Here is a 23,563-nt window from a genome sequence, read left to right as displayed (position 1 = left end):
AAGGATCATTATGCATTCTCAACACTACGATTATATTATTATTGGCGCAGGTTCAGCAGGTAATGTACTGGCTGCTCGCTTAACTGAAGACCCCGATGTTTCCGTGCTCTTACTCGAAGCAGGCGGACCTGATTATCGTCTCGACTTCCGTACTCAGATGCCTGCTGCCTTAGCCTATCCCTTGCAAGGTCGTCGTTATAATTGGGCGTATTTAACCGACCCAGAACCCCATATGAATAACCGCCGCATGGAATGTGGTCGCGGCAAAGGCTTAGGCGGTTCGTCCCTCATTAATGGCATGTGCTATATCCGTGGTAATGCCATGGACTTAGAACAATGGGCTAGCTTGAAAGGCCTTGAAAATTGGAGCTATGCCGACTGTCTGCCTTACTACAAAAAAGCAGAAACCCGTGATATCGGTGGCAATGACTATCATGGCGATGCTGGCCCTGTTTCTGTCGCCACGCCTAAAGCAGACAACAATGTTTTATTCCACGCCATGGTCGAAGCGGGTGTGCAAGCAGGCTATCCACGCACTGATGACTTAAATGGTTATCAACAAGAAGGTTTCGGCCCAATGGATCGAACCGTAACCCCCAAAGGCCGACGCTCAAGCACTGCACGTGGCTATTTAGATATGGCCAAAGGTCGAACGAATCTAACCATTATTACCCACGCCATGACCAATCAAATTTTGTTCAATGGCAAACAAGCGATTGGAGTTGAATATATTCAAGGTGCTAATCAAAACAACTTGCTTCAGGTCTATGCCGATAAGGAAGTTCTACTCTGTGCTGGAGCGATTGCATCACCGCAAATTTTGCAACGCTCGGGTGTGGGTTCAAGTACTTTACTTCAGTCTCTCGACATTCCAGTGGTGCATGACTTACCGGGTGTCGGTGAAAACCTGCAAGACCATTTAGAAATGTACTTACAATATAAGTGTAAGCAACCTGTTTCTCTCTACCCTGCTTTAAAATGGCAAAATCAACCTGCGATTGGTGCAGAGTGGCTATTTAACGGTACTGGGATTGGAGCAAGCAACCAGTTTGAAGCAGGCGGCTTTATTAGATCCTCCAAAGAGTTTGCTTGGCCAAATATTCAATATCACTTTTTGCCTGTTGCAATTAACTATAATGGTAGCAATGCTGTCAAAGAGCATGGCTTCCAAGCCCATGTCGGTTCGATGCGCTCACCTTCACGCGGTCGAGTACATGTGACATCTAAAAACCCTTTCGACCATCCAAGTATTTTATTTAACTACATGTCGACCGAACAAGACTGGCAGGAATTTCGTGACGCGATTCGAATCACCCGCGAAATCATGCAGCAACCTGCGCTTGATCCTTACCGTGGCGAAGAAATTAGCCCTGGAAAAGATGTGAGTAGCGATGCTGAATTAGACGAATTTGTGCGTAATCATGCTGAAACGGCTTATCATCCATCCTGTAGTTGTAAAATGGGTGAAGATGATATGGCGGTAGTTGATGGACAAGGTCGCGTGCATGGCCTGCAAAGTTTACGTGTGGTGGATGCATCGATTATGCCGCTGATTATCACAGGTAACTTAAATGCTACCACCATTATGATGGCTGAGAAAATCGCGGATCAAATACGTGGTCATCAAGCTTTACCACGTTCAACTGCTCCATTTTACCGCACCGAAATCGCATAACTCTTAATGGTGTAAAACCTGACCTTTTATTCAACTTTAGAATAATTAGGTCAGGCAATTATTCATATTTTCTAAAACACCATAATCACAACTTGCTTTATCTTTAGGACTTACTTTCCATCTCAACTTACTACATTTAAACGTTAAAAAGATTATGCTCTTGTATAGATATTCAACGTCTGTATTTTAAATACAGAAATTACACCTAAATAAAACCCAATAAAAACAAGAGCTAAAAACAAACATCACTGATATTTATAATTCAACCCAAACCATTTACAATAAAAATTACTAAGTCAATACATATTTAGTCTAAAATACCCATAAGTCAAGATGCGTGATAGCTTAAAAAGTTAAGCTTTGGCTACTTGAGATTTTAAGTATTACTTCAATTCTGCCAAGCTAATTTTTTACAAGCACCTCTATCACCATAATTGTTATTTTCTCTTCGCTATAAAGCGATCCAAAACCTGCTCCCCAAGGTCATAATCGCATGAACAAATTTTTAAAATACCTTTTGGTATTAATCGTACTGCTTATGATTGCAGTCGTAATTTTCTTATTTAGACCTATCACGTCTAAAAAAATTCAAACCACCAGCAATGAGCCTGTTGTTGACGCAGTCTTAGTGGGCGGTGGGATCATGAGTGCAACTTTAGGCACATATCTAAGCGAGCTTGAGCCAAACTGGCAAATTCGCATGTATGAACGCCTAGACAATGTTGCCCAAGAAAGCTCAAACGGCTTCAACAATGCTGGTACAGGCCACTCTGGCTTTATGGAAATGAACTATACCTCTGAAAAAGATGGAAAAATGGACATTTCTAAAGCTGTGAACGTTGCGGAACAATTTGAAGTTGCAAAACAGTTCTGGTCTTATCAGGTGAAAGAAGGTGTTTTGGAACCAAATAGCTTTATCAACCCTGTACCGCACATTGCCTTCGTTTGGGGCGATAACGTGAATTTCCTCGAAAAACGTTATGCTGCAATGGTTAAAAACCCAATGTTCTATGGCATGAAATTCTCTGAGAATCCTGCTGAAATTAAACAATGGGCGCCTTTAGTGATGAATGGCCGTGATGCTGCACAGAAAGTAGCTGCAACACGTATGGATGTAGGTTCGGATGTGAACTATGGTTCGATCACCACTCAATTGGTCGATCACCTTAAAAAACAATCTAACTTCAAACTACAAACATCAACTGAAGTGACTGGCATTAGCCAAAACGATGATAAAACTTGGACTGTTGCGTTTAAAAACCTCACTACAGGTAAAACAGATCACGTGAAAACGCGCTTTGTCTTCATTGGTGCAGGCGGTGCAGCAGTTAAACTTTTACAAATGACAGGCTTACCAGAAGCGAAGCAATATGCTGGCTTCCCTGTAGGTGGCGTGTTCTTAATGACCGACAACCCGAAAGTCACTGAAGGTCATACTGCAAAAGTTTATGGCCGTGCTGAATTAGGCGCACCTCCAATGTCTGTTCCACATATTGATACACGTTATATCGACGGTAAAAAATATGTGTTGTTTGGCCCATTTGCGACTTATTCAAACAAGTTCTTAAAACAAGGTTCTCAGCTTGATTTATTGAAATCAACCACTAAGAACAACGTTTTACCAATGACTGCTGTGGGTATGGAAAATCTTGATTTGGTGAAATACTTGGTGAGCCAAGTAATGATGACCGATGCCGACCGTTTTAATGAGTTGAAAAAATACTACCCTGATGCAAAACCAGAAGACTGGCGCATGAATCAAGGTGGTCAACGTGTTCAAATCATTAAGAAAGAACCAGGCAAACCTGCAAGCTTACAATTTGGTACCGAGATTTTTGCATCACAAGACGGTGCTGTGACTGCCCTATTAGGTGCTTCACCAGGTGCTTCGACCTCTCCTTACATTATGTTGAGCTTGCTTGAGAAAGCATTCCCACAACAAGTAGAAGGTAAATGGAATCCGAAATTACATGAAATTGTAAAATCGTACCAACAAGAACTCAGCACCAATCCTGTTCTTCTTGACCAAGTTCGCCAATACACCAGCACAACTTTGGGTTTGAAATATACACCTATGGCTAAGGCTGCAAATGACGAAACTGTTGCGGTAGCAAAAGCACAGTAATCTGCTTTAAACCCTAAAAAGGATGGACTTTGCGCTATCCTTTTTTTAATTCATATTTGAAACTATTCTGTTTATGTCGCTTTTCCATTCCGACGCATTTTTGGCTTTTCGTTCACGTGATTTTTCACTTCTGAGTGTCAATCAGTTGTGCTTAATTCTAGCCATCATGATTCAAGAAGTCGTCATTGCCTATAGCGTCTACCAACTTACTCAGAATCCACTCAGCCTTGGCATGATTGCCTTAATTGAGTTGCTCCCCTTTATTTGCCTCTCCCTGATTAGTGGCGACTGGGCTGACCGCTATAACCGACAAAAAATTGTGCAGTGGAGTTTTAGCTGTAGCACACTAATTCCCTTATTGTTTATTGTTCTTTTTTCTCAGTACCAACAACAGCACATTCAACAATATACACTTTTATGCGGCATTTATAGCCTCATTTTTTGCTTAGGCATACTTAGAGGTATTTACAGCCCATCTTTTAATTCATTACGCCCTTTTCTAACCCCAGAGTCAACCTATAGCAATGCAGCCACATGGACCGCCCTCATTTGGCAAATGGGCGGCATTTTAGCGCCCTTATGCGCAGGACTTTTACTCGGCCAACTTGGGCTTAAAAAAACCCTCTTGATTGTTTTTTTCTTGTGTTGCGTGGGTAGCATCTGCTTATTCGGATTAAGCGCTCGCGACTTCCCTAGCACGCATAAACAGCATTTAAGCAAAAGCTTAAAAGAGGCCTATTTATTTATCTTTAAACATCCACTGATGTTTTGGAGTATGTTGCTGGATCTCAGCGCTATGCTTTTTTGTAGTGTCATTATCTTACTGCCTATTTTTGCACACGATATCCTTCATCTAGGCGTTGAAGGCTTAGGTATACTCAGAGCGGCTCCAGCCATTGGCGCCTGTATCATGATGTTGATATTGACCTGTTATTCTCCGATGAAAAATGCATGGAGAAACATGCTCTATAGTAGTTTTGCAATTGCTTTGTGCACTTTGGCCTTTGCACTATCCCCCCATGTTTGGCTCTCAGTCTTCTTCCTTGTTTTGATTGGCGCCTTTGATAGCATCAGCATGATCATTCGACAAACTTTATTACAGCAACTCCCCCCAAAAGCACTATTAGGACGTGTAGCCGCTTTAAATGGCATCTTAGTGACTTCAGGTAATCAACTCGGTGCCCTACACATGAGCCTGATGACGCGCTATTTTTCGGTAGTGCCAGCAGTACTTATTGGCGGGACGCTGTGTTTAATAATCTGTGGTCTAAGCTCTACTCGTACGCGACATTTACTCAATCCATCTCCAACACAACAAAAACATGTCACCGTCACAAAAATCGAATAGCATGTTAAGCTTCAAATCTCCTTTTAATATGATGTGAGTTTTCAATAGAGCAAATTATGAAACAGATTCTCCCCTTTTCACACACTCTCTATGTCAAACTCTATTCTTTAGTACTATCCATGTTGTTGGCTTATTGCCTATTCAATGCAATCTATAGTGTGATTATTGGTGGAAAAAGTGCATACCTTTTCAGTAGTCTGATTTTAATATTTCAAACCATTAATGTTTTTAAAGCATCGGTAAATAAAAAGATCTATAACTATATGGGATTAATTGGACTCATTTTAAGTCTGGTTTATCTCAATCATTGGAGGTTTCTTTCTCAGCCTGAGAGTATTGCCATTCTTCCCTCAGTCATACTCACCTTACTTAGCTTAGGCTATTTTTCACAGCAACATTCGCGTTTAAATCTATTGAAGGCAGCTTTAATTTTTGGGTTTTTAGTACTGGCTTATACGCAACACCATGACTTAAACACTCTGCAAAACTATTATGACAGCCTGCATACAGGCGAAACATGGCAACAATATGGTGCTTTATAAAGATCAAAAAAACGTTAGAGTTTTCTTGTTATTTTAAGCACAAAAAAGCCAGCAATATCGCTGGCTTGATTCTTCTAGACTTTAGCGATGCGTATGTATCGACATCACAATACCCATACCAGCCAGCATTGCTATCACAGCTGTGCCACCATAACTCATCAACGGTAGTGGATCACCTGTGACCGGTAAAATACCACTCACCATGCCCGAGTTTAAGAATACAAAGAAGAAGAAAGTGAGTCCTGTTGCACCTGCATATAAACGACCAAAGTTGTGGAAGCTATTCAATCCAATCATCAAACAACGAACAATAATTGCAGTAAACAAGCTGAATAAAAGAAAGACTCCAATAAAGCCAAATTCTTCAGCATAAGTCGACATAATGAAGTCAGTATGATGCTCTGGAAGATAACCCAAGTGCGACTGTGTTCCTTCGGTGTATCCTTTACCTGTCAGCCCCCCCGACCCAATCGCAATTTTTGATTGAATAATATTCCATCCCGCACCTAATGCATCAGACTCAGGATCAAACAAGGTCAATACACGTTTCTTTTGATATTCCTGTAAAAAAAACATCCAGAGCACCGGAGCGGCAATTGCAAAAGCTGCTAATGCCCCCGTGATCAAACGCCATGACATGCCACTCAGAAACAATACAAAAATGCCCGGAATAATTAAACCAATGTTTAAATCGGGCTGCAAAGCCACCAAAACAAATGGAATCATTAGCAGGATGAGCGCACCAACAATTTGTAAAAACTTAGGAGGAAAGGGTTTACGAGCAAAATACCATGCCATCATCAAAGGCATCGCAAATTTCATAAACTCACTGGGCTGCATACTCCCAATACCCGGCAAACTAATCCAACGCTTTGCCCCCATGCGCTTTTCACCAATCACCAATACCAGCATTAATAACAATAACCCCAACCCGTAAAGGTAAGGACTCATGGACTGGTAAACTTTTGGCGGAATTTGTGCACAAATCAGCATCACAATAAAACCAACACCAAAACTCGTTGCTTGGCGCAGCACCATTCCCGAATCCTCTGCTGTTGCACTGTAGACAACCATTAGCCCCAACACAGCATTGAGAACTAGAAAGCAAAGTAACCATGGGTCTAAATGAAGTTTAGCCCATCGGGAAGAATCGTGTTTTATACTTCTGCCGTCACGTAATGACTGACGTAAAAAACGATACTGCTGAGAAGGGATCATTGCGAAACAGATCTAAAAAATAATTTAGGAATTATAGATTAAAGCGACATCGAATGAATCAGTGTCTCCAAAATATTCCATTAAATAATTAAAAATTTAAGCTGACTGAGAAGCCAATATTAATCGCGCTAACTCTAAATCATCAGGATAGGTAATTTTAATATTGTCAGAGCGACTTTGCACCACTTGCACAGGTTCCCCCATATACTCTAAAGCACTCGCTTCATCGGTAATATTCACACCTGCAGCAAGTGCCTGCTCAATGGCTTTCTTCAGCACACCTAATTTAGCAATTTGAGGGGTTTGCGCTTGCCACAATGTTGAACGATCTACCGTTGTTAATATTTGTGGCGCCGTCTCAACTCGCTTTAAGGTATCTCGGACTGGTATAGCTAAAATTGCACTTTGAGATGTCGTAACAGCTGTTTGCACCAACGTTTCAAGATTTAGCTGCGCAACACAAGGACGTGCCGCATCATGCACAAAAACCCAATCATCTTCACTGGCAATGGTAGATAAATAATTTAAAGCGTTTAAAACTGAATTCACACGCTCGGCCCCACCATTACAAAAGTGAGCTTTCTCTAGCTGCGCTAAAGGTAAGGTTTTGGCCACATGGTCTTCTGCGCCAATAGCCAATACATAACCTGTTAATTTAAGTTGGTTTAAACGAGCAACAGTATGCTCAAGCACTGTTTGACCATCAATGCTTTGATATTGTTTAAGTTCTGTTTTGGAAAAACGACTTCCAGACCCAGCAGCTGGAATAATTGCCCACAAATTAAGGCTCTGGTGGTAACTCTGCTGGTTCTGATTCATTAGTACGTAAATCTACTTGTGCGTTTGGATCGATATAAATGGGTTTATACTGGGTACTAATTGTACTCATCTGTACAAATGTTTCGTGAGGTTTAATTAAACCCAAATCAAGTCGTGCGTGTTCTTCAATAGCTTCCACACCATTTTTTAAGTCGTATACTTCTGCTGCGAGTACGCGATTCCGTTCTTTTAATTCATCATTAAGTTCAACTTGTTGCTGAACTTTTTGGCTGAGTTGCTGGTGCTCATGATAGCCACCTTCACCAAACCAATATAAATATTGAAACCCTGCGATCAAAAAGATCGCAAGGCCCAACAATGCTTTACTCGCTTTGGAGTCAAATACATTTAACATAGATAGCATGATCTGCTTAGTTCAAACCTTTGAACTCAGCTTTACCGCGATATGCAGCATTAGTCAATTCTTCAATACGAAGTAATTGGTTATATTTCGCTACACGGTCAGAACGGCAAAGTGAACCAGTTTTGATTTGACCAGCGCCAGTACCCACTGCAAGATCCGCAATTGTAGAATCTTCAGTTTCACCAGAACGGTGTGAAATTACTGTAGAGTAACCATTTGCTTTAGCAAGATAGATAGCATCAAGTGTTTCAGTCAAAGTACCGATTTGGTTGTATTTGATCAGAATCGAGTTAGCAACTTTTTCGTTGATACCACGTTGAAGAATCTTCGGATTCGTAACAAATAGATCATCACCAACCAATTGGATCTTGTCGCCAAGAATAGAAGTCAGGTAAGACCAACCTTCCCAATCTGACTCATCCAAACCATCTTCAATTGAGATAATTGGGTATTGGTTTACAAAACCTGCAAGATAGTCAGAGAATTGGTTGCTTGTGAACGCTTTGTTACCCTCACCTGCAAGAATGTATTGACCATCTTTGTAGAATTCTGAAGATGCACAGTCAAGCGCAAGCATAATATCAGAACCAGCTTTGTAGCCAGTTTTTTCAATCGCTTCTAGAATAACTGTAATTGCTTCTTCGTTAGAACGAAGATTCGGTGCAAAACCACCTTCATCACCAACTGCAGTATTTAAACCTTGTTTCTTTAAAACTGATTTTAAAGAATGGAAAATTTCAGCACCAGCACGTAAAGCTTCAGAGAATGAAGTGAAGCCAACTGGCTCAATCATAAATTCTTGAATATCTACGTTGTTGTCTGCATGTGAACCACCGTTAAGGATGTTCATCATTGGAACAGGCATAGTTAAAATGCTGTTGTTACGAAGATCTGCGATGTATTGGAAAAGAGGAATTTTCTTTTCATCAGCAGCAGCACGCGCAGCAGCAAGAGAAACTGCCAAAGTTGCATTCGCACCTAATTTTTCTTTGTTTTCAGTACCGTCAAGCGCGATCATTGTGTTATCAATGTCTTTTTGTTCGAATACTGATTTACCCAACAATGCATCACGAATTACTGTGTTAACGTTGTTAACAGCAGTTTTAACGCCTTTACCTAAGTAACGTGCTTTGTCGCCGTCACGAAGTTCTAAAGCTTCACGAGAACCAGTTGAAGCACCAGATGGTGCACATGCACGGCCTACTACGCCAGAGGCTAAGATTACGTCTGCTTCGATGGTAGGGTTACCACGAGAGTCCAAAATTTCACGTGCACGAATGTCAACGATTTGGCTCATGAACAATTCCTCAGTTGATTAATAATAAGATAGGCCAAAAATGACCTATCAAGTGTTTCAAATTAATGTGTATCTAACTTGCTGAAACCTTTCACTAAGGTATCCAGTTCTTTTAGCTGTGCCAAGAATGGTTCAAGCTGTGACATACGAAGTGCGCATGGGCCATCGCATTTGGCTTTTTCTGGGTCAGGATGAGCTTCTAAGAACAAACCAGCTAAACCAGTTGCCATACCCGCACGTGCAAGCGTGGTGATTTGCGCACGACGTCCGCCAGCAGAATCTGCACGACCACCTGGTGTTTGAAGCGCATGAGTCACATCAAAAAACACAGGAACATTCATTTCCTTCATGATGTCAAAGCCCAACATGTCTACAACTAAGTTGTTGTAGCCAAATGCCGAACCACGTTCACAAAGAATCAGTTTGTCATTTCCCGCTTCTAAACACTTATGCAAAATATGACGCATTTCGTGTGGCGCTAGGAACTGTGCTTTTTTGATATTGATAATGGCATCAGTTTTCGCCATTGCTTCAACAAGGTCAGTCTGACGACTTAAGAATGCTGGAAGTTGGATAATATCCGCCACTTCTGCCACAGGTGCCGCTTGGTATGGCTCATGCACGTCAGTAATAATCGGCACATTAAAGTGTTTTTTAATGTCAGCTAACCACTCGATCCCTTTTTCTAGGCCTGGGCCGCGAAAAGAGTTCAAGCTTGAACGATTGGCTTTATCAAAACTAGCTTTAAATACATAGGGAATATCAAGGCGTTTGCAGATATCTACGTATGTTTCAGCAATCTCAAAAGCAAGATCTTTAGATTCAAGTACATTCATTCCGCCGAATAGTACAAATGGCAAATGATTTGCCATTTGTATATCGCCTAAACGTACAATTTCCTGTGGTTTTAATTGCGACATTTAAACTCTTCCTGGTTTAGTCAAAACACATTATTTTGCTTTTTTGTACTGCTTTTTAGCAGCATCAATGAAGCCAGCAAATAATGGGTGTCCATCACGCGGTGAACTTGTAAATTCTGGGTGGAATTGTACAGCAATAAACCAAGGATGTTCAGGAATTTCAACAGTTTCAACAAGACGTTGTACTGGAGAATAACCCGAAATCTTCATGCCTTTTTCTTCAAGCACTGGAATATAGCGATTGTTCATTTCGTAACGGTGACGATGACGTTCAATGATCTCTTCAGAACCATAAACTTCAGCAGTTTTTGTACCTGCAACCAATTCAGATTTTTGAGCACCTAAACGCATTGTACCGCCAAGGTCAGAATCTGCATTACGTTGCTGAACCTCACCACGCTCATCTAACCATTCAGTAATCAAACCAATCAATGGTGATTTTGTAGAACGGTTAAATTCAGTTGAAGTCGCGTCGCTAATACCTGCAACATTACGTGCGTATTCGATTACAGCAAGCTGCATACCTAAACAGATACCAAGGAAAGGCACACCGTTTTCACGTGCAAAACGAATCGCTTTCATTTTACCTTCTGTACCACGTTCACCGAAACCACCCGGAACTAAGATTGCATCTGCATCTTTCAATACTTCTGCTACATCTTGGCTTTCAAGCTCTTCAGCGTTTACGTAGTCGATTTGCACTTTCACACGGTTTTGAATGCCGGCATGTAAAAGTGCTTCGTTTACAGATTTGTAAGCATCTGGAAGTTCAACGTATTTACCAACCATTGCGACACGTACTGTGTATTCAGGGTTAAGTAATGCTTCTACAACATTATCCCAATCTGTTAAATCAGCTTCAGGAAGATCGTTATAGCCAAAACGTTCACAAATTAAATCATCAACGTTTTGTTCGTAGAATGTACGTGGAATTTGATAAATCGAGCGTGCATCTTTACAAACCACAACTGCACGTGCTTCAACGTTAGTGAACAGTGCAATTTTGCGTGTTGTATCTGCATCAACATCATGCTCAGTACGGCAGATCAAAATGTCTGGCTGAATACCGATAGACAGAAGTTCTTTTACTGAGTGCTGAGTTGGTTTAGTTTTTAATTCAGCTGCAGACTTAATGTATGGGAGTAACGTTAAGTGCATAAGCATCGTACGCTTGTGACCAAGTTCAACCATTAACTGACGTACAGATTCCATGAATGGGAGAGATTCAATGTCACCTACTGTACCGCCGATCTCAACGATCGCAACGTCATAACCTTCACCTGCGCGAAGGACACGTTCTTTAATGTTGTCAGTAATGTGTGGAATAACTTGCACAGTACCACCAAGGTAATCACCACGACGTTCTTTATTTAGAACATCTTGGTAAACACGACCTGATGTGAAGTTATTCAATTTGGTCATTTTCGCACGACGTAAGAAACGTTCGTAGTAACCCAAGTCTAAGTCTGTTTCAGCGCCGTCTTCTGTAACAAAAACTTCACCATGTTGGAATGGGCTCATTGTCCCTGGATCGACATTAATGTATGGATCCATTTTTACCATGGTCACTTTTAAACCACGAGCTTCTAAAAGTGCAGCAACAGAAGCAGCTGAAATACCTTTACCTAGTGATGAAACTACACCACCAGTCACGAAAATAAAATGGGTCATTGGGTTTCTCGTACAATCGAGCCTAAATCGGCCTGCAATGTTGCGCAATTTTACTTTACCTTGTACCAATAAAGCAAAGTCAATCGGCATCAATTCATAGAACAATAAACAATTGGTTATTGTAACAGCAATTATGATAAAAATTTAGAGTAAGTTCTTATCATTTCTATATTCTTATTTACTGTTATAATGTCGCCATCCAATCCACACTTTTTTGTTTTGTGTAACTATGAATAAGAAACTTTTAATCTGCGGTGCAATCGCAACAGGTCTACTTCTTACAGCATGTGTAAAAAAAGAAGCACCAAAAGAAGAAGAACAGGAACAGGTTGAAGTTGCAGCATCTGAACCAACAGCATCTGTACCTACACAACTAGAACCAGTTGAAGAACAACCAGTTGTTGAAGAGCCGACTCAACAGCAAGTTGAAGTGATTCGTGAAGAAACACCGAATACAACAACTGAAATTCGTCGTGAACCTACAACACCTGCAGAAACTCCTGCTCCAAAAGCAGAAGCGCCTAAAGCGGCAGAAAAACCTGCACAAGCTGCTCAACCTAAACAAAACTCAGGTTCTGCACAGTCTGAAGATGACGCCGTTGCTGCTGCCATTGCTGCTGCAACACCAGCTTTAGAGAACTAAGATCGAAGTTTTATCAAACAAATGATCAAAAAAACCCGGCAATTGTCGGGTTTTTTATTGTTTCTATGTAAAGAAAAATCTGTACTCAACAATGCACTGTTTTTCTCATAACTATTCTTGTAATTTTTCAGCTATATATTCAATAAATAAACGAACACGTTTCGGTAAATGCTCTTGTTGATAATAGACAGCATGAATAAGCTGTTCATGTGGCTCAATTTGATCGTCTAAAAGTTGTACCAATCGCCCTTCTGCAATATCTTTATCTACCATAAAAATTGATAGACAAGCGATACCCATCCCATGAATTGCAAGCTCGCGGATGGTTTCACCATTTGATGCCTTAATATTTGGTCGGATCGTCAAAGGTTTCCCTGCGACTTGGATTGGCCAAGTATTCATATGGGTAATTTGACTAAATCCAAGTAAAGTATGTGCGGTTAGCTCATCAACATTGTGCGGACGTCCATGCTGATGAAGATATTCAGGACTCGCCACCAAACACAGTCGACTCTTGTAGATAAGTTTTGCATGTAAACTGGAGTCGTTTAATTTTCCAAAGCGAATTGCGACATCTGCTTTATGCTCCAATAAATCAATCACTTGATCATGATTTACCAATTCAATCTGTATATGCGGATAACGTGCATTAAATTCTGGAATCAAGGGAACGATCATATGCAGAATAAACGAAATCGCAGAATCGACCCGCACTAACCCCGAAGTATCTGCATCTAATTTCAGCAGGGAATCTTCCGCTTCGCTCAAATCATTCAATATCCGCCGTGTTTTTGCTAAAAACAATTGCCCCTCTTGCGTCAGCTTAATTTTGCGGGTAGTTCGTTCCAACAAGGTTACATTTAATTTAGATTCCAGACGCTGTAATGCGCGGCTTACACCAGATGCTGTTTGATCCAGTCTTTCTGCTGCTTTGATAATAGAGCCGCTATCTACAATGACAGTAAAAGCCTGCAGTTCCTCAATTGTCGATTTCATTGCTTATTCGAATTCGTGATTTTTAATCAATAATATATTCCAAATTCATGCATTTTTCTTCATTAAAATTAGCAGCACAATAGCATCAATTCAAAAAAAGAGAATTCCAGATGATTGTTCCCCAATTTGGTGTCGGCACCTTCCGCTTAACAGGTGACACTGTCATTCATTCAGTTAAAACTGCCTTAGAAGTTGGATATCGTGCTGTAGACACCGCACAAATATACGCTAATGAAGCAGAAGTAGGCCAAGCAATCCATGAAAGTCAGGTCAATAGAGCTGATATTTTCTTAACCACGAAAATTTGGACTGAAAATTATGCTGCCGACAAACTGATACCCAGTCTAAAAGACAGCTTAATTAAATTAAGAACGGATGCAGTTAACCTCTCACTTATTCATTGGCCTGCACCTGTACTTGGAGTCAATATTCCAGAATTAATGGGACATTTACTTGAGGCAAAAAAACAAGGTTTGACTGAGCATATTGGCGTATCTAATTTTAATATTGAGCTTACTCAGCAAGCTATTGACAGTATTGGTGCTGAGCAGATTGCAACCAATCAAATTGAACTGAGTCCTTATCTTCAAAATGAACGACTTGCGACTTACTTAAAACAGCAAAATATTGATGTCACCTCTTATATGACCTTGGCTTATGGCAAAGTGCTAAATGACCCAATACTTTCTGATATTGCAGCACAACACCAAGTCACTTCGGCCCAAATTGCACTCGCATGGGCACTGCAAAAAGGTTATGCCGTGATTCCATCATCAACCAAACGTGAACATTTAATCAGTAATTTAAAAGCTCAAGAGATTCATTTAACACCAGAACAGATGCAGGCCATTGCCACACTAGACAGAAATGCGCGTGAAGTGAACCCACCTGAACTTGCTCCAGTGTGGGATATTTAATATGAAATTCAATTTTCCATTAATTGCATTAGCCGTAGGTGCTTTTGCAATTGGCACAACAGAATTTTCACCAATGGGCTTCTTACCTGAAATTGCAGAGGATCTATCGGTATCAATACCGCAAGCCGGTTTGTTGATTAGTGCCTATGCTATCGGTGTCATGATTGGCGCACCCGTTATGACTTTATGGCTTGCACGTTTTTCAAAACGTACAGCACTCATGTTATTAATGACAATTTTCACCCTTGGCAATCTGCTTGCCACAGTTGCGCCAGATTATTTAGGTTTAATGGCTGCGCGTTTAGTGACTAGTTTGAACCACGGCGCCTTTTTTGGCTTAGGCTCTGTCGTCGCGGCAAGTGTTGTTCCAAAAGATAAACAAGCCAGTGCCGTTGCGATGATGTTTATGGGGTTAACCATTGCGAATATTGGCGGTGTTCCACTCGCAACTTGGGTTGGTCAAAATATTGGGTGGCGTATGTCTTTTGCAGCAATTAGCATCCTTGGACTAATGACTATTTTCGCACTATTTAAAGCACTTCCTAAAGACAAACAACGCGTTAAGCCTAATGTAAAGCAAGAATTAAAAGTGCTCACACGCCTTCCAGTTATCTTGGCCTTACTCACTACAGTCATGAGTTCAGGCGCGATGTTTGCACTGTATACCTATATCGCACCCAGTCTAAAAATATTTACCCACGCGACTCCAGAACTTATCACTTTGATGTTGGTTTTAATTGGCATAGGATTTTCTATTGGTAACCATTTGGGTGGAAAATTTGCAGATATTTCAATCGATAAAACCCTCATCGGCTTTTTAGTGTTGCTGATGCTAATGATGTTTTTGTTCCCACTTCTGGCAACGACATCCATTGGCGCGGCAATCACTTTAGTGATTTGGGGTATCGCAGCCTTTGCAGTCGTACCACCTTTACAAATGCGAGTCATGTCTGTCGCACATGATGCACCAGGCCTAGCATCCTCTGTGAATATTGGTGCTTTTAATTTAGGTAATGCCTTAGGTGCTGTCGCAGGCGCAGCTGTTCTCAATATGCATTTTAGTTATGCAGCTATTTTCTACACAGGTGCTGGACTGAGTCTTGCTGCTTTAGGATTGGTTCTACTTCAAATAAAATTAAACAGCAAGACTATACCTTGTAGTGCCGTTCATTAACGCCTAATGAGAAAGCCCACAATTGTGGGCTTTTGATATAAGGATAAATATTAAAATTACGTTTTGACATAAAGTTTTAAAAAGTCTGCCATTAATTTTGATGCCCATGAGTGCGTATCCACAGCGCCTTCATAATAACCACAATGACTGCCTTTTTTTGTTGTAACCACTACGACATTTGGCATTTCAGCAATCACCTGTTTATAGGGTTCAAAATTTTTAATATGGCAAACTGGATCATCTTCAGCATTTAGTATCATCAACGGAATTTTGACTTGATGAAAAACGTATATTGGATTTGTCGCCTTGGCATAACTTTCATAATCACTAAAACCCGCCATTTGGAAATACCTTCGCTCAAACTGTTCCAATGACTGACTTTTTAAAACATCCATTAATGAAGCTGTATTTTCCCACGTCGCTGCATAAGGTTCGACAAACTTTTGAAAGAGCTTTTTGGTCATCATTTTGCTATAAAAAGGATGCACATTTTTAAAGCCTAACTCTGTGTCATAGCCGGGACATAAGGCAAAAGCTGCCTTTAATGGTGTTGCCTCACCTTCCTCCCCCAAATACCGCACAAGCAAGCCCGTACCAGCAGAGGAGCCAACACCATATAGCGTTGACTTTGGAAATTTCTGCTGTATAGATTTGATTTGCTCACGTAAATCCCGAGTTGAACCAAAAAGGTTGATTTGTGGAACAGGCATTGGAAGATTCGCATGACCTCGACGTAAACACAGCGCAATACGCCATCCTGTATATTGATGCAGATCACGCACCAATTCACGCATACTTTCAGGTGTGCCTGTAATGGTATGCATCAACACAATAGTTGGTGTATCTGGTGGCAAATCTAAACCTAGCCATGCAATTGCAGTTACACCGCCATCTGGCATGTTTAGTTGTTCAATTTGATCATACTGAAGTTTAATGGTGCGTTTTTTAATGACATCAAAATACAATAAATGCACATGGGCATTCGACAACCAAGGTGTTGGCCGATATTTTTCATGTAATTGTTTTAGTTTTGGTAAGACTTGAGCCATTGAGCCTGTCGGGCTGTAATACAACTGAGGGCATTCAGCACCCGTCACTTGATCTACAAGATTTAATACAGCTTTACGACCGAAATGAACAATATTTTTCATCGTCTTACCTTGTTTTGCTAGCGCCATGGTTATAGTGATTTAACTTTATAATTCCCCATAACGAACACCTTAGATTATCAATGCAAAAAGCATGACAACACATATCATGCTTTTCACATATTTAATGCGAATGCGTCATTAATAATAAACGCATGGTTTACTGTGGCTGGTATTTTGCGAAACGCTCACCCATTTTTGCAGCTAATGCTTCTAAGCCACTTTTTGGACGTAACATTACTTCAAAATCTACAATCTGACCGTGTTGGTTAAATTGAATCATATCTATGCCTTTCAGTTTCTTTTCGCCAACATTCGCAGAAAACTCAAGTACAACATTGAGGCCATCTTCACTATAAAACTCACGGTGGTAAGTAAAGTTTTCAAAAATTTGAATGACATTGGTCAAAATAAAAGTGACCACTTGCTTCCCCGGATAAGGATTAAAAGCAACAGGTGAACGAAACACCACATCCTCTGCTAATAATTCATCCAAAATAGCCATATCTCGGTTATTTAACATTTCATGCCAACGTGCAAGAGATTTTTTTGTTGTTTCAATGCTCATGTATTTTTCCTTATCATTGCTCATGCACAGCACATTCAAAACAAATGTACTGTGCAAAAGTTCCTATTTTTAATTAAATATCTAAGTTATTGAAATCAATACAGTTGTTAAATCCTCCGCCAACAAGCAGAGGATTTAGCAGAATTTAAACGATTGTTTATGCCAAACCAGCTTAGATAATCGCGGCCAATTCAGCACCTTGACGAATTGCGCGTTTAGCATCTAGCTCACCTGCCTCTTTCGCACCGCCAATTAAATGCACATTTTTACCTTCAGCTTGTAATTGCTCGTACATCGCCGTGTAAGATTCCTGACCCGCACAAATCACGACGTTATCGACTTCCAGCACACGCGGCTGACCATCTACCGTGATATGTAAACCTTGATCATCAATTTTGTCGTAACTTGCACCAGCAATCATTTTTACATCACGATGTTTTAATCCAGTACGATGAATCCAACCTGTGGTTTTACCCAAGCCTGCACCTACAGACTTAGCCTTACGTTGTAATAAATACACTTCACGTGGTGAGGTTTCTACATCTGGGTGTTTTAAACCACCAACTTGTGCATAGGTCGTATCAATACCCCATTCATTATAGAATTTTTGTGGGTTCAAACTACCACTTTCACCTTCATGGGTTAAGTATTCTGCGGTATCAAAACCAATACCCCCTGCACCAATAATGGCAACACGTTTTCCAACTGGCTGACGCTCTTTTAACACTTGTAAATAGCTCAACACTTTTGGATGATCAATCCCCTCAATTTGCAGATGACGCGGTGTTACACCTGTTGCGACCACAATGTCATCAAACTCAGATTTCACTAATTCATCAAAAGTTGCAGTATGGTTCAACACCAATTTAATTTGCGGTAAGAGTTCAATTTTACGTTTGAAATAACGTAAGGTTTCATAAAACTCTTCTTTACCAGGAATGGTTTTTGCAATATTAAACTGACCACCAATTTGATTGGATGCTTCAAAAATAGTGACATTATGTCCACGTTCGGCAGCATAAGTTGCAAAGCTTAAACCTGCTGGGCCAGCACCAATGACTGCAATATTTTTAGTTGTCGATGTTTCTTTAAAAATCAGTTCTGTTTCATAACATGCTTGTGGATTCACTAAACAAGTTGCAATTTTCATTGAGAAAATATGATCTAAGCATGCTTGGTTACAACCAATACAAGTATTGATTTCATCACTGCGACCCTGTTCAGCTTTTTCAACAAAGAATGGATCTGCTAACATTGGACGTGCCATAGACACCATATCAGCATGGCCTGATGCCAATACATGCTCTGCCATTTCAGGCGTATTAATACGATTTGATGTAATTAAAGGTACTTTTACTTCGCCTTTTAATTTTTCTGTCACCCAAGTAAATGCCGCTCGTGGTACTTTGGTCGCAATGGTTGGGATACGTGCTTCATGCCAACCAATGCCAGTATTAATAATCGTTGCCCCGGCTTTTTCAATTTCTTTCGCCAGTTGTACAACTTCTTCAAATGTTGAACCACCATCAACCAAGTCCAACATAGACAAACGGTAAATAATAATAAAATTTTCGCCGACCAATTCACGGGTACGACGGACGATCTCAATTGGAAAACGAATACGTTGTTCGTAACTGCCCCCCCATTCATCATCACGATGGTTGGTACGTGCAGCAATAAATTCATTAATGAGATAACCTTCCGATCCCATAATTTCAACACCGTCATAACCCGCTTTTTGTGCATAGCCTGCGCAAGTTGCAAAGTCATTAATAGTACGTACAACTTCTGCTGTTGTAAGTGCATGCGGCTTCACTGGATTAATCGGTGCTTGAATCGCAGATGGTGCTACATTATCTGCTTGATATGAATATCGCCCTGTATGCAAAATTTGCATGGCAATTTTACCGCCAGCCTCATGCACCGCTTGGGTAATCACTTTATGCTTTTCAGCTTCAGCCAAAGAATCTAATTTTGAGCCACCAGCAAAGGTCACACCATCATCATTGGGAGAAATACCACCAGTCACAATTAGCCCAACACCGCCTTTAGCTCGTTCCGCATAAAAAGCAGCCATACGTTCATAACCACCTGGTGCTTCTTCAAGTCCAATATGCATTGAACCCATTAATACGCGGTTTTTTAGGGTGGTAAAACCCAAGTCTAGTGGTGCCAATAAATTTGGATAATTTGACATTTTTACTCCTTAGCGTGCTGGAAAGCTGGCTATTTTTATGATGCTTTGCTGTTGATTTTGTCCATTATTTAAATCTAACACAAAACATTATGCAACTTGTTGCACTAATTTATATGCGAGATTTGATTTTTATGCAACATGTTGCATAATAAATCTCACAAAACTTTTTGACTGAGCTGTATATGTCTTTGGCCCATGTTTTACTTACGAGCTTGATGGAAAAACCGAGTACAGGTATTGACCTCGCCCGTCGTTTTGATCGCTCTATGGGCTTTTTTTGGAATGCAACACATCAACAAATCTATCGTGAACTCAGTGGCATGATGCAAAAAGGCTGGATTAGCACCATTGAAGATGACTTAAGCCATACCCGTAAAAAGACCTATCAGGTTGAACTTTTAGGACGAACAGAATTGGCCAATTGGATGGTTGAACAAAGCCCACCTGCACAATTACGTGAAGAACTCATGGTGCGTTTACGTGCAGAAGCACAACTGGAAAGTAATGCAGTTCTACCTGAATTAGAGCGTCATCTTGAAATTCACAAAGAAAAACTAAAAACCTACCAGTCTATTTTTGCAAAAGACTTTGCTAATGCGCATGATGATGACCGTACCCTGTATATTCATAAAATGATTTTACAATTGGGTATCGACTTAGAAATGGGATGGATAAAATGGTTAGAAACCATCATTCCACAACTACACAAATTTAATCGTTAAAACAAAAAGATAAAAAGGACAATCACATGCCGCACTATACAATGCCTGATGGCGAACAGCTATTTGTACGAGAATACGGCCAAGGTGAACCAATATTGGTGTTATCTGGTTTAGGCATGCAAAGCTGGCAATGGCATCCTTTTCTATTTGCTCAACGTAAAAACTTTAAATTCATCATTCCAGACTGGCGGGGTTTTGGTGGTTCAAAAAACTGTAAAATTCCTGAGCTTGATACAATCTCTAGCCATTGGCGCGATATTGAGTGCTTAGTCAATCAACTTCCTGTCGAAAGAATTACCGTTATTGCTTATTCGATGGGGGCAACCACCACCATGCATGGTCTGAAATACGGCAATTTCGCATCCAAAATTAAGCATTACTTGCATATCGATCAAACGCCTAAAATTAGTGTAGATGATGATTGGCAGTATGGTTTATACGGTAAACGACATGCTGAATTTTTAGCTATATTAGAAGACATATCAAAAGTCCTCGCACCAAATTTATCAACGCCTTTTGCGCAGCATCTAAACCGACAAGACCGACAACAATTGATCAATGCTTGGCTGCGTTTTATCAACCTACAAAATAGTAATCCTTATGCACTGAGTGCTTTTCGCTTTGCCTATAATCAACCATTGCTTCAAAAATTAATGTTACCTTCTCAAAGTGTGGCGTATTTATATTGGTACATTCAAAATTATTTAAATCATAAAGAAGATTATCGGGATGCTCTTGCCGATTTAGTCGCACCCACGACTTTTTTCACAGGCAAGCAATCTATCCTTTATTCTGCACGGGGGCAAAATCTAATTGCGAATCGACTAGCCAATGCAGAACAAGTTATTTTTCAAAAATCAGGACACACCCCTTTACTGACTGAGCCGCTGAAGTTTAAACGTGAAATTTCAAAATTCCTCAGAAAAAGTAATACTGCATAAAGAACCAATCAAAAAAGGCTCAATTTTGATCGAGCCTTTTATTTACGTATTGAGATGCGTTTCTACATCATTTATTAAAATACCCGACGATCATATTCAATTGCTTCAAGATCATAAACTTGATAAACACAATCGAATAATGGGCGTGCCAATTCACCTTCATCATCATTACGCACAATTAAGTAAATTGGACTCATCGCAGCGCTATCAGAGAGCTTTACGTAATTAACATGTCTAAATTGCATGATTCTTACTGACTCAGGCACGATACAAATACCTTCACCTGCCGCAACCATACCCAAAGATTGTTGTAAATCTGCTTGAGTACTGAAGCGCTTAGGTTCCATTCCATATTCTAAAAATAAAGATTTAATCTGTGTCGCATAACTTTGGCCATCACTTGGTGGGTACACAAAAATTTGCTCATCCTTTAAGTTATTCAAAGAAATGCTTTTTTGAGTAGAAAGCGGATGACTCGAATGTACCGCCGCAATCAATGGTTCTTCTCGCAGCAAAACCCTTTTAATAGCTAGATCAGAAACACGGACTCGACTAAAGCATGCATCCACACGACCTTCTTTTAAAGCCTGAATTTGATCAATGGCGTTCAGTTCAATTAAATTAATATTTGAATGTGGGTATTGCTGACGATAGAGATACACAATCCGTGGCAATAGCCCACACAACAACGAACCACCATAACCAATATTGATTGTGCGCTCTGTTGCACTGGCACGTTGAGTAATTAATTTAATTTCTTCCGCATTTGACAACAACTTGACCGCTTGCTGATAAAAGAAACGACCGATCGTTGTGGTTCTTAAAGGTCGGCTACCTCGTTCAAACAGTTGTGCACCTAGTTCTTCTTCCAAATTTTGGATTTGGCGACTTAAAGGCGGTTGAGCAATAAATAGTTTTTCAGCAGCCTTTGTGAAACTCTGCTCTTCTACAACTGCGACAAAGTAACGTAAATGTCTTAATTCCATGACATTGTCCTTTAATGTCGGTTTAAATCTTTTCGTAAATGCTGAGTTTTCTCTCTATACATTTCACTGAAGTTGATGTGAATGTTTAGAATTATGAATACGTTGGCAACAAATTTATTTTAAAGTCATGCTAATGCGAAAGTGCTAAGACGTTAACCCGACTTTAGTCTTGCAAAATCTTGCTTTGAAATACAGTGAAATTAACAATATGAAAATTGACTTAATGCAACAATTCCAGTTAATTAACAACATTGTTGCAAATATGGAATACAAATAAGTGCTCAGCGATCTGGATGATTTTTATTGTTTTGCTCAAGTGGTTGAACATGGTGGATTTAGTGCTGCCGAACGTGCAACGGATATTCCAAAATCCAAGTTGAGTAGACGGGTCTATAATCTAGAAGAACGTTTAGGTGTTCGACTAATTCAACGTAGTTCGCGCCATTTTGCAGTGACTGACATTGGCATGAATATATACCGCCATGCCCAAGTTATGATGAATGCTGCTCAAGCAGCACATGATTTAGTCGATCATTTGAGCACTCAACCCCGTGGCTTGATCAAAGTCAGTATTCCAGTGTCAATTGCACAAAATGAAATGACCAAGTATTTGCCTGAGTTTTTAAAGCGCTATCCTGAAATTAAAGTTCAAATGATGGTGACTAACCGTCGAGTTGACATTATTAACGAAGGTTTTGACTTAGCACTTCGTGTGCGTTCAAACCTAGACGACGATCCAAACCTAGTTATCCGTAAATTTGAAAATATCGAGCAACACCTTTTTGCTAGCAAAGCCTATCTCAACCAATTTGGCGACTTAAAACAACCTGAAGATTTAGCACAACACCAAATTTTGAGCATGGCAGATGAACATCTCGACCAACACATTGTGGTCAGTGATGCAAATCATCATCAGAAAAAAATTAAAGTCAACCCAACCGTTATGGGCTCTGATCTTTCAATGCTCGCCTCTTTAGCCTGCCAAGACTGTGGCGTAGTGTTATTGCCCGACAGCATAGTCGCAGATCATGTCAAATCAGGTGCTTTAGTGCGAGTTCTACCCGAATGGCGTTCTGCACACGGAATTTTCCATGCCGTTTATCCTTCACGTCGAGGCTTACTCCCTGCCGTACGTGTATTTATTGATTATTTAGTTGAAAAACTCAGTAAACATTAAAATTGCCAAATTTGAGACAAAAAAAAGCTTACCCACGTGGTGGGTAAGCGAAACTTTTAAAAGTTCAGAAACTACAGCAGAATCTGTATATCGCATTGTATAGATACAATGATGT

At 40.3% G+C, this 23,563-nt stretch carries 21 protein-coding genes; 10 read left to right on the top strand and 11 right to left on the bottom strand.

Annotated elements, in window-relative coordinates; genetic code table 11:
* The first annotated feature begins 10 nt into the window (after nt 1-10).
* The 4 genes from betA to FTV09_RS03700 all read left to right on the top strand — a co-directional run bounded on the left by betA (nt 11) and on the right by FTV09_RS03700 (nt 5,690).
* A complete protein-coding gene (gene betA / locus FTV09_RS03715; protein WP_067767131.1) occupies nt 11-1,675 on the top strand; it encodes a choline dehydrogenase in 1,665 nt (554 codons plus the stop codon).
* A gap of 493 nt (nt 1,676-2,168) precedes the next feature.
* A complete protein-coding gene (mqo, locus tag FTV09_RS03710; protein ID WP_180056797.1) occupies nt 2,169-3,800 on the top strand; it encodes a malate dehydrogenase (quinone) in 1,632 nt (543 codons plus the stop codon).
* 73 nt (nt 3,801-3,873) lie between these two features.
* Nucleotides 3,874-5,148, top strand: a complete 1,275-nt coding sequence (locus FTV09_RS03705; RefSeq protein ID WP_180056796.1) for an MFS transporter — start codon at nt 3,874-3,876, stop codon at nt 5,146-5,148.
* 56 nt (nt 5,149-5,204) lie between these two features.
* On the top strand, nt 5,205-5,690 hold the full coding sequence (locus tag FTV09_RS03700; protein ID WP_180056795.1) for a hypothetical protein: 486 nt from the start codon (nt 5,205-5,207) through the stop codon (nt 5,688-5,690).
* A gap of 81 nt (nt 5,691-5,771) precedes the next feature.
* Here FTV09_RS03700 and rodA read toward each other — a convergent pair whose 3' ends face one another.
* The 6 genes from rodA to FTV09_RS03670 form a co-directional block, all read right to left on the bottom strand.
* A complete protein-coding gene (gene rodA, locus FTV09_RS03695) occupies nt 5,772-6,908 on the bottom strand; it encodes a rod shape-determining protein RodA (protein ID WP_180056794.1) in 1,137 nt (378 codons plus the stop codon).
* A gap of 96 nt (nt 6,909-7,004) precedes the next feature.
* Nucleotides 7,005-7,727 carry a 2-C-methyl-D-erythritol 4-phosphate cytidylyltransferase gene (gene ispD, locus FTV09_RS03690; protein WP_067767143.1) on the bottom strand — a complete coding sequence of 241 codons (723 nt, stop codon included), beginning with the start codon at nt 7,725-7,727 and terminating at the stop codon, nt 7,005-7,007.
* Nucleotides 7,690-8,082 (bottom strand): septum formation initiator family protein, encoded by a 393-nt coding sequence (locus tag FTV09_RS03685; protein WP_067767145.1) that lies wholly within the window; start codon nt 8,080-8,082, stop codon nt 7,690-7,692. The genes ispD and FTV09_RS03685 overlap by 38 nt, the downstream gene beginning before the upstream one ends.
* A 16-nt stretch (nt 8,083-8,098) precedes the next feature.
* Nucleotides 8,099-9,388: a phosphopyruvate hydratase gene (eno, locus tag FTV09_RS03680; protein WP_067767147.1), complete on the bottom strand. Its 1,290-nt coding sequence runs from the start codon at nt 9,386-9,388 to the stop codon at nt 8,099-8,101.
* A 62-nt stretch (nt 9,389-9,450) separates the two neighbouring features.
* A complete protein-coding gene (kdsA, locus tag FTV09_RS03675; RefSeq protein ID WP_067767149.1) occupies nt 9,451-10,308 on the bottom strand; it encodes a 3-deoxy-8-phosphooctulonate synthase in 858 nt (285 codons plus the stop codon).
* Between the two features lie 30 nt (nt 10,309-10,338).
* Nucleotides 10,339-11,979 (bottom strand): CTP synthase, encoded by a 1,641-nt coding sequence (locus FTV09_RS03670; protein ID WP_180056793.1) that lies wholly within the window; start codon nt 11,977-11,979, stop codon nt 10,339-10,341.
* 229 nt (nt 11,980-12,208) lie between these two features.
* Here FTV09_RS03670 and FTV09_RS03665 point away from each other — a divergent pair, with 229 nt between their 5' ends.
* A complete protein-coding gene (locus tag FTV09_RS03665; protein ID WP_067767151.1) occupies nt 12,209-12,622 on the top strand; it encodes an internalin in 414 nt (137 codons plus the stop codon).
* Nucleotides 12,623-12,733: 111 nt separating this feature from the next.
* Here the strand turns inward: FTV09_RS03665 and FTV09_RS03660 are convergent, their stop codons facing one another.
* Complete coding sequence (locus FTV09_RS03660) at nt 12,734-13,618, bottom strand: LysR family transcriptional regulator (protein ID WP_067767153.1); 885 nt, start codon at nt 13,616-13,618, stop codon at nt 12,734-12,736.
* A 110-nt stretch (nt 13,619-13,728) separates the two neighbouring features.
* Here FTV09_RS03660 and dkgB point away from each other — a divergent pair, with 110 nt between their 5' ends.
* Together dkgB and FTV09_RS03650 are read left to right on the top strand one after the other, a co-directional pair.
* The gene (dkgB, locus tag FTV09_RS03655; protein WP_180056791.1) at nt 13,729-14,535 is read left to right on the top strand and encodes a 2,5-didehydrogluconate reductase DkgB; all 807 of its coding nucleotides are present in this window, start codon (nt 13,729-13,731) and stop codon (nt 14,533-14,535) included.
* A gap of 1 nt (nt 14,536) precedes the next feature.
* Nucleotides 14,537-15,709 (top strand): MFS transporter, encoded by a 1,173-nt coding sequence (locus FTV09_RS03650; RefSeq protein WP_180056789.1) that lies wholly within the window; start codon nt 14,537-14,539, stop codon nt 15,707-15,709.
* A 56-nt stretch (nt 15,710-15,765) separates the two neighbouring features.
* Here FTV09_RS03650 and FTV09_RS03645 read toward each other — a convergent pair whose 3' ends face one another.
* The 3 genes from FTV09_RS03645 to FTV09_RS03635 form a co-directional block, all read right to left on the bottom strand.
* Nucleotides 15,766-16,860 (bottom strand): YheT family hydrolase, encoded by a 1,095-nt coding sequence (locus FTV09_RS03645; protein ID WP_180056787.1) that lies wholly within the window; start codon nt 16,858-16,860, stop codon nt 15,766-15,768.
* 157 nt (nt 16,861-17,017) lie between these two features.
* Nucleotides 17,018-17,425 carry a nuclear transport factor 2 family protein gene (locus FTV09_RS03640; protein ID WP_067767161.1) on the bottom strand — a complete coding sequence of 136 codons (408 nt, stop codon included), beginning with the start codon at nt 17,423-17,425 and terminating at the stop codon, nt 17,018-17,020.
* 172 nt (nt 17,426-17,597) lie between these two features.
* On the bottom strand, nt 17,598-19,622 hold the full coding sequence (locus FTV09_RS03635; RefSeq protein WP_067767162.1) for an NADPH-dependent 2,4-dienoyl-CoA reductase: 2,025 nt from the start codon (nt 19,620-19,622) through the stop codon (nt 17,598-17,600).
* A 182-nt stretch (nt 19,623-19,804) separates the two neighbouring features.
* Here FTV09_RS03635 and FTV09_RS03630 point away from each other — a divergent pair, with 182 nt between their 5' ends.
* Together FTV09_RS03630 and FTV09_RS03625 are read left to right on the top strand one after the other, a co-directional pair.
* Nucleotides 19,805-20,344 carry a PadR family transcriptional regulator gene (locus tag FTV09_RS03630; protein ID WP_180056785.1) on the top strand — a complete coding sequence of 180 codons (540 nt, stop codon included), beginning with the start codon at nt 19,805-19,807 and terminating at the stop codon, nt 20,342-20,344.
* A gap of 26 nt (nt 20,345-20,370) precedes the next feature.
* Nucleotides 20,371-21,285: an alpha/beta fold hydrolase gene (locus FTV09_RS03625; protein WP_180056783.1), complete on the top strand. Its 915-nt coding sequence runs from the start codon at nt 20,371-20,373 to the stop codon at nt 21,283-21,285.
* A gap of 74 nt (nt 21,286-21,359) precedes the next feature.
* Here FTV09_RS03625 and FTV09_RS03620 read toward each other — a convergent pair whose 3' ends face one another.
* Nucleotides 21,360-22,271, bottom strand: coding sequence for a LysR family transcriptional regulator (locus FTV09_RS03620; RefSeq protein ID WP_180056781.1), 912 nt, complete (start codon nt 22,269-22,271; stop codon nt 21,360-21,362).
* Nucleotides 22,272-22,548: 277 nt separating this feature from the next.
* Between FTV09_RS03620 and FTV09_RS03615 the strand changes: the two genes are divergently transcribed.
* Nucleotides 22,549-23,448, top strand: coding sequence for a LysR substrate-binding domain-containing protein (locus FTV09_RS03615; protein WP_180056779.1), 900 nt, complete (start codon nt 22,549-22,551; stop codon nt 23,446-23,448).
* The last annotated feature ends 115 nt before the right edge of the window (nt 23,449-23,563 follow it).

This window comes from Acinetobacter sp. YH12227, assembly GCF_013417785.1.
GTDB classification, from domain to species: Bacteria; Pseudomonadota; Gammaproteobacteria; order Pseudomonadales; family Moraxellaceae; genus Acinetobacter; species Acinetobacter gandensis.
The sequence above is the reverse complement of the archived record's forward strand: the minus strand, read 5'-3'. Positions and strand labels throughout refer to the sequence as shown.

Coding starts and splice junctions, on each gene's coding strand:
- ispD (WP_067767143.1), bottom strand. CDS start 7,727: ATGAATCAGAACCAGCAGAGTTACCACCAGAGCCTTAATTTGTGGGCA.
- mqo (WP_180056797.1), top strand. CDS start 2,169: ATGAACAAATTTTTAAAATACCTTTTGGTATTAATCGTACTGCTTATG.
- betA (WP_067767131.1), top strand. CDS start 11: ATGCATTCTCAACACTACGATTATATTATTATTGGCGCAGGTTCAGCA.
- FTV09_RS03670 (WP_180056793.1), bottom strand. CDS start 11,979: ATGACCCATTTTATTTTCGTGACTGGTGGTGTAGTTTCATCACTAGGT.
- rodA (WP_180056794.1), bottom strand. CDS start 6,908: ATGATCCCTTCTCAGCAGTATCGTTTTTTACGTCAGTCATTACGTGAC.
- FTV09_RS03705 (WP_180056796.1), top strand. CDS start 3,874: ATGTCGCTTTTCCATTCCGACGCATTTTTGGCTTTTCGTTCACGTGAT.
- eno (WP_067767147.1), bottom strand. CDS start 9,388: ATGAGCCAAATCGTTGACATTCGTGCACGTGAAATTTTGGACTCTCGT.
- FTV09_RS03660 (WP_067767153.1), bottom strand. CDS start 13,618: ATGAAATCGACAATTGAGGAACTGCAGGCTTTTACTGTCATTGTAGAT.
- FTV09_RS03700 (WP_180056795.1), top strand. CDS start 5,205: ATGAAACAGATTCTCCCCTTTTCACACACTCTCTATGTCAAACTCTAT.
- kdsA (WP_067767149.1), bottom strand. CDS start 10,308: ATGTCGCAATTAAAACCACAGGAAATTGTACGTTTAGGCGATATACAA.
- FTV09_RS03685 (WP_067767145.1), bottom strand. CDS start 8,082: ATGTTAAATGTATTTGACTCCAAAGCGAGTAAAGCATTGTTGGGCCTT.
- FTV09_RS03650 (WP_180056789.1), top strand. CDS start 14,537: ATGAAATTCAATTTTCCATTAATTGCATTAGCCGTAGGTGCTTTTGCA.
- FTV09_RS03635 (WP_067767162.1), bottom strand. CDS start 19,622: ATGTCAAATTATCCAAATTTATTGGCACCACTAGACTTGGGTTTTACC.
- dkgB (WP_180056791.1), top strand. CDS start 13,729: ATGATTGTTCCCCAATTTGGTGTCGGCACCTTCCGCTTAACAGGTGAC.
- FTV09_RS03620 (WP_180056781.1), bottom strand. CDS start 22,271: ATGGAATTAAGACATTTACGTTACTTTGTCGCAGTTGTAGAAGAGCAG.
- FTV09_RS03630 (WP_180056785.1), top strand. CDS start 19,805: ATGTCTTTGGCCCATGTTTTACTTACGAGCTTGATGGAAAAACCGAGT.
- FTV09_RS03665 (WP_067767151.1), top strand. CDS start 12,209: ATGAATAAGAAACTTTTAATCTGCGGTGCAATCGCAACAGGTCTACTT.
- FTV09_RS03645 (WP_180056787.1), bottom strand. CDS start 16,860: ATGAAAAATATTGTTCATTTCGGTCGTAAAGCTGTATTAAATCTTGTA.
- FTV09_RS03640 (WP_067767161.1), bottom strand. CDS start 17,425: ATGAGCATTGAAACAACAAAAAAATCTCTTGCACGTTGGCATGAAATG.
- FTV09_RS03625 (WP_180056783.1), top strand. CDS start 20,371: ATGCCGCACTATACAATGCCTGATGGCGAACAGCTATTTGTACGAGAA.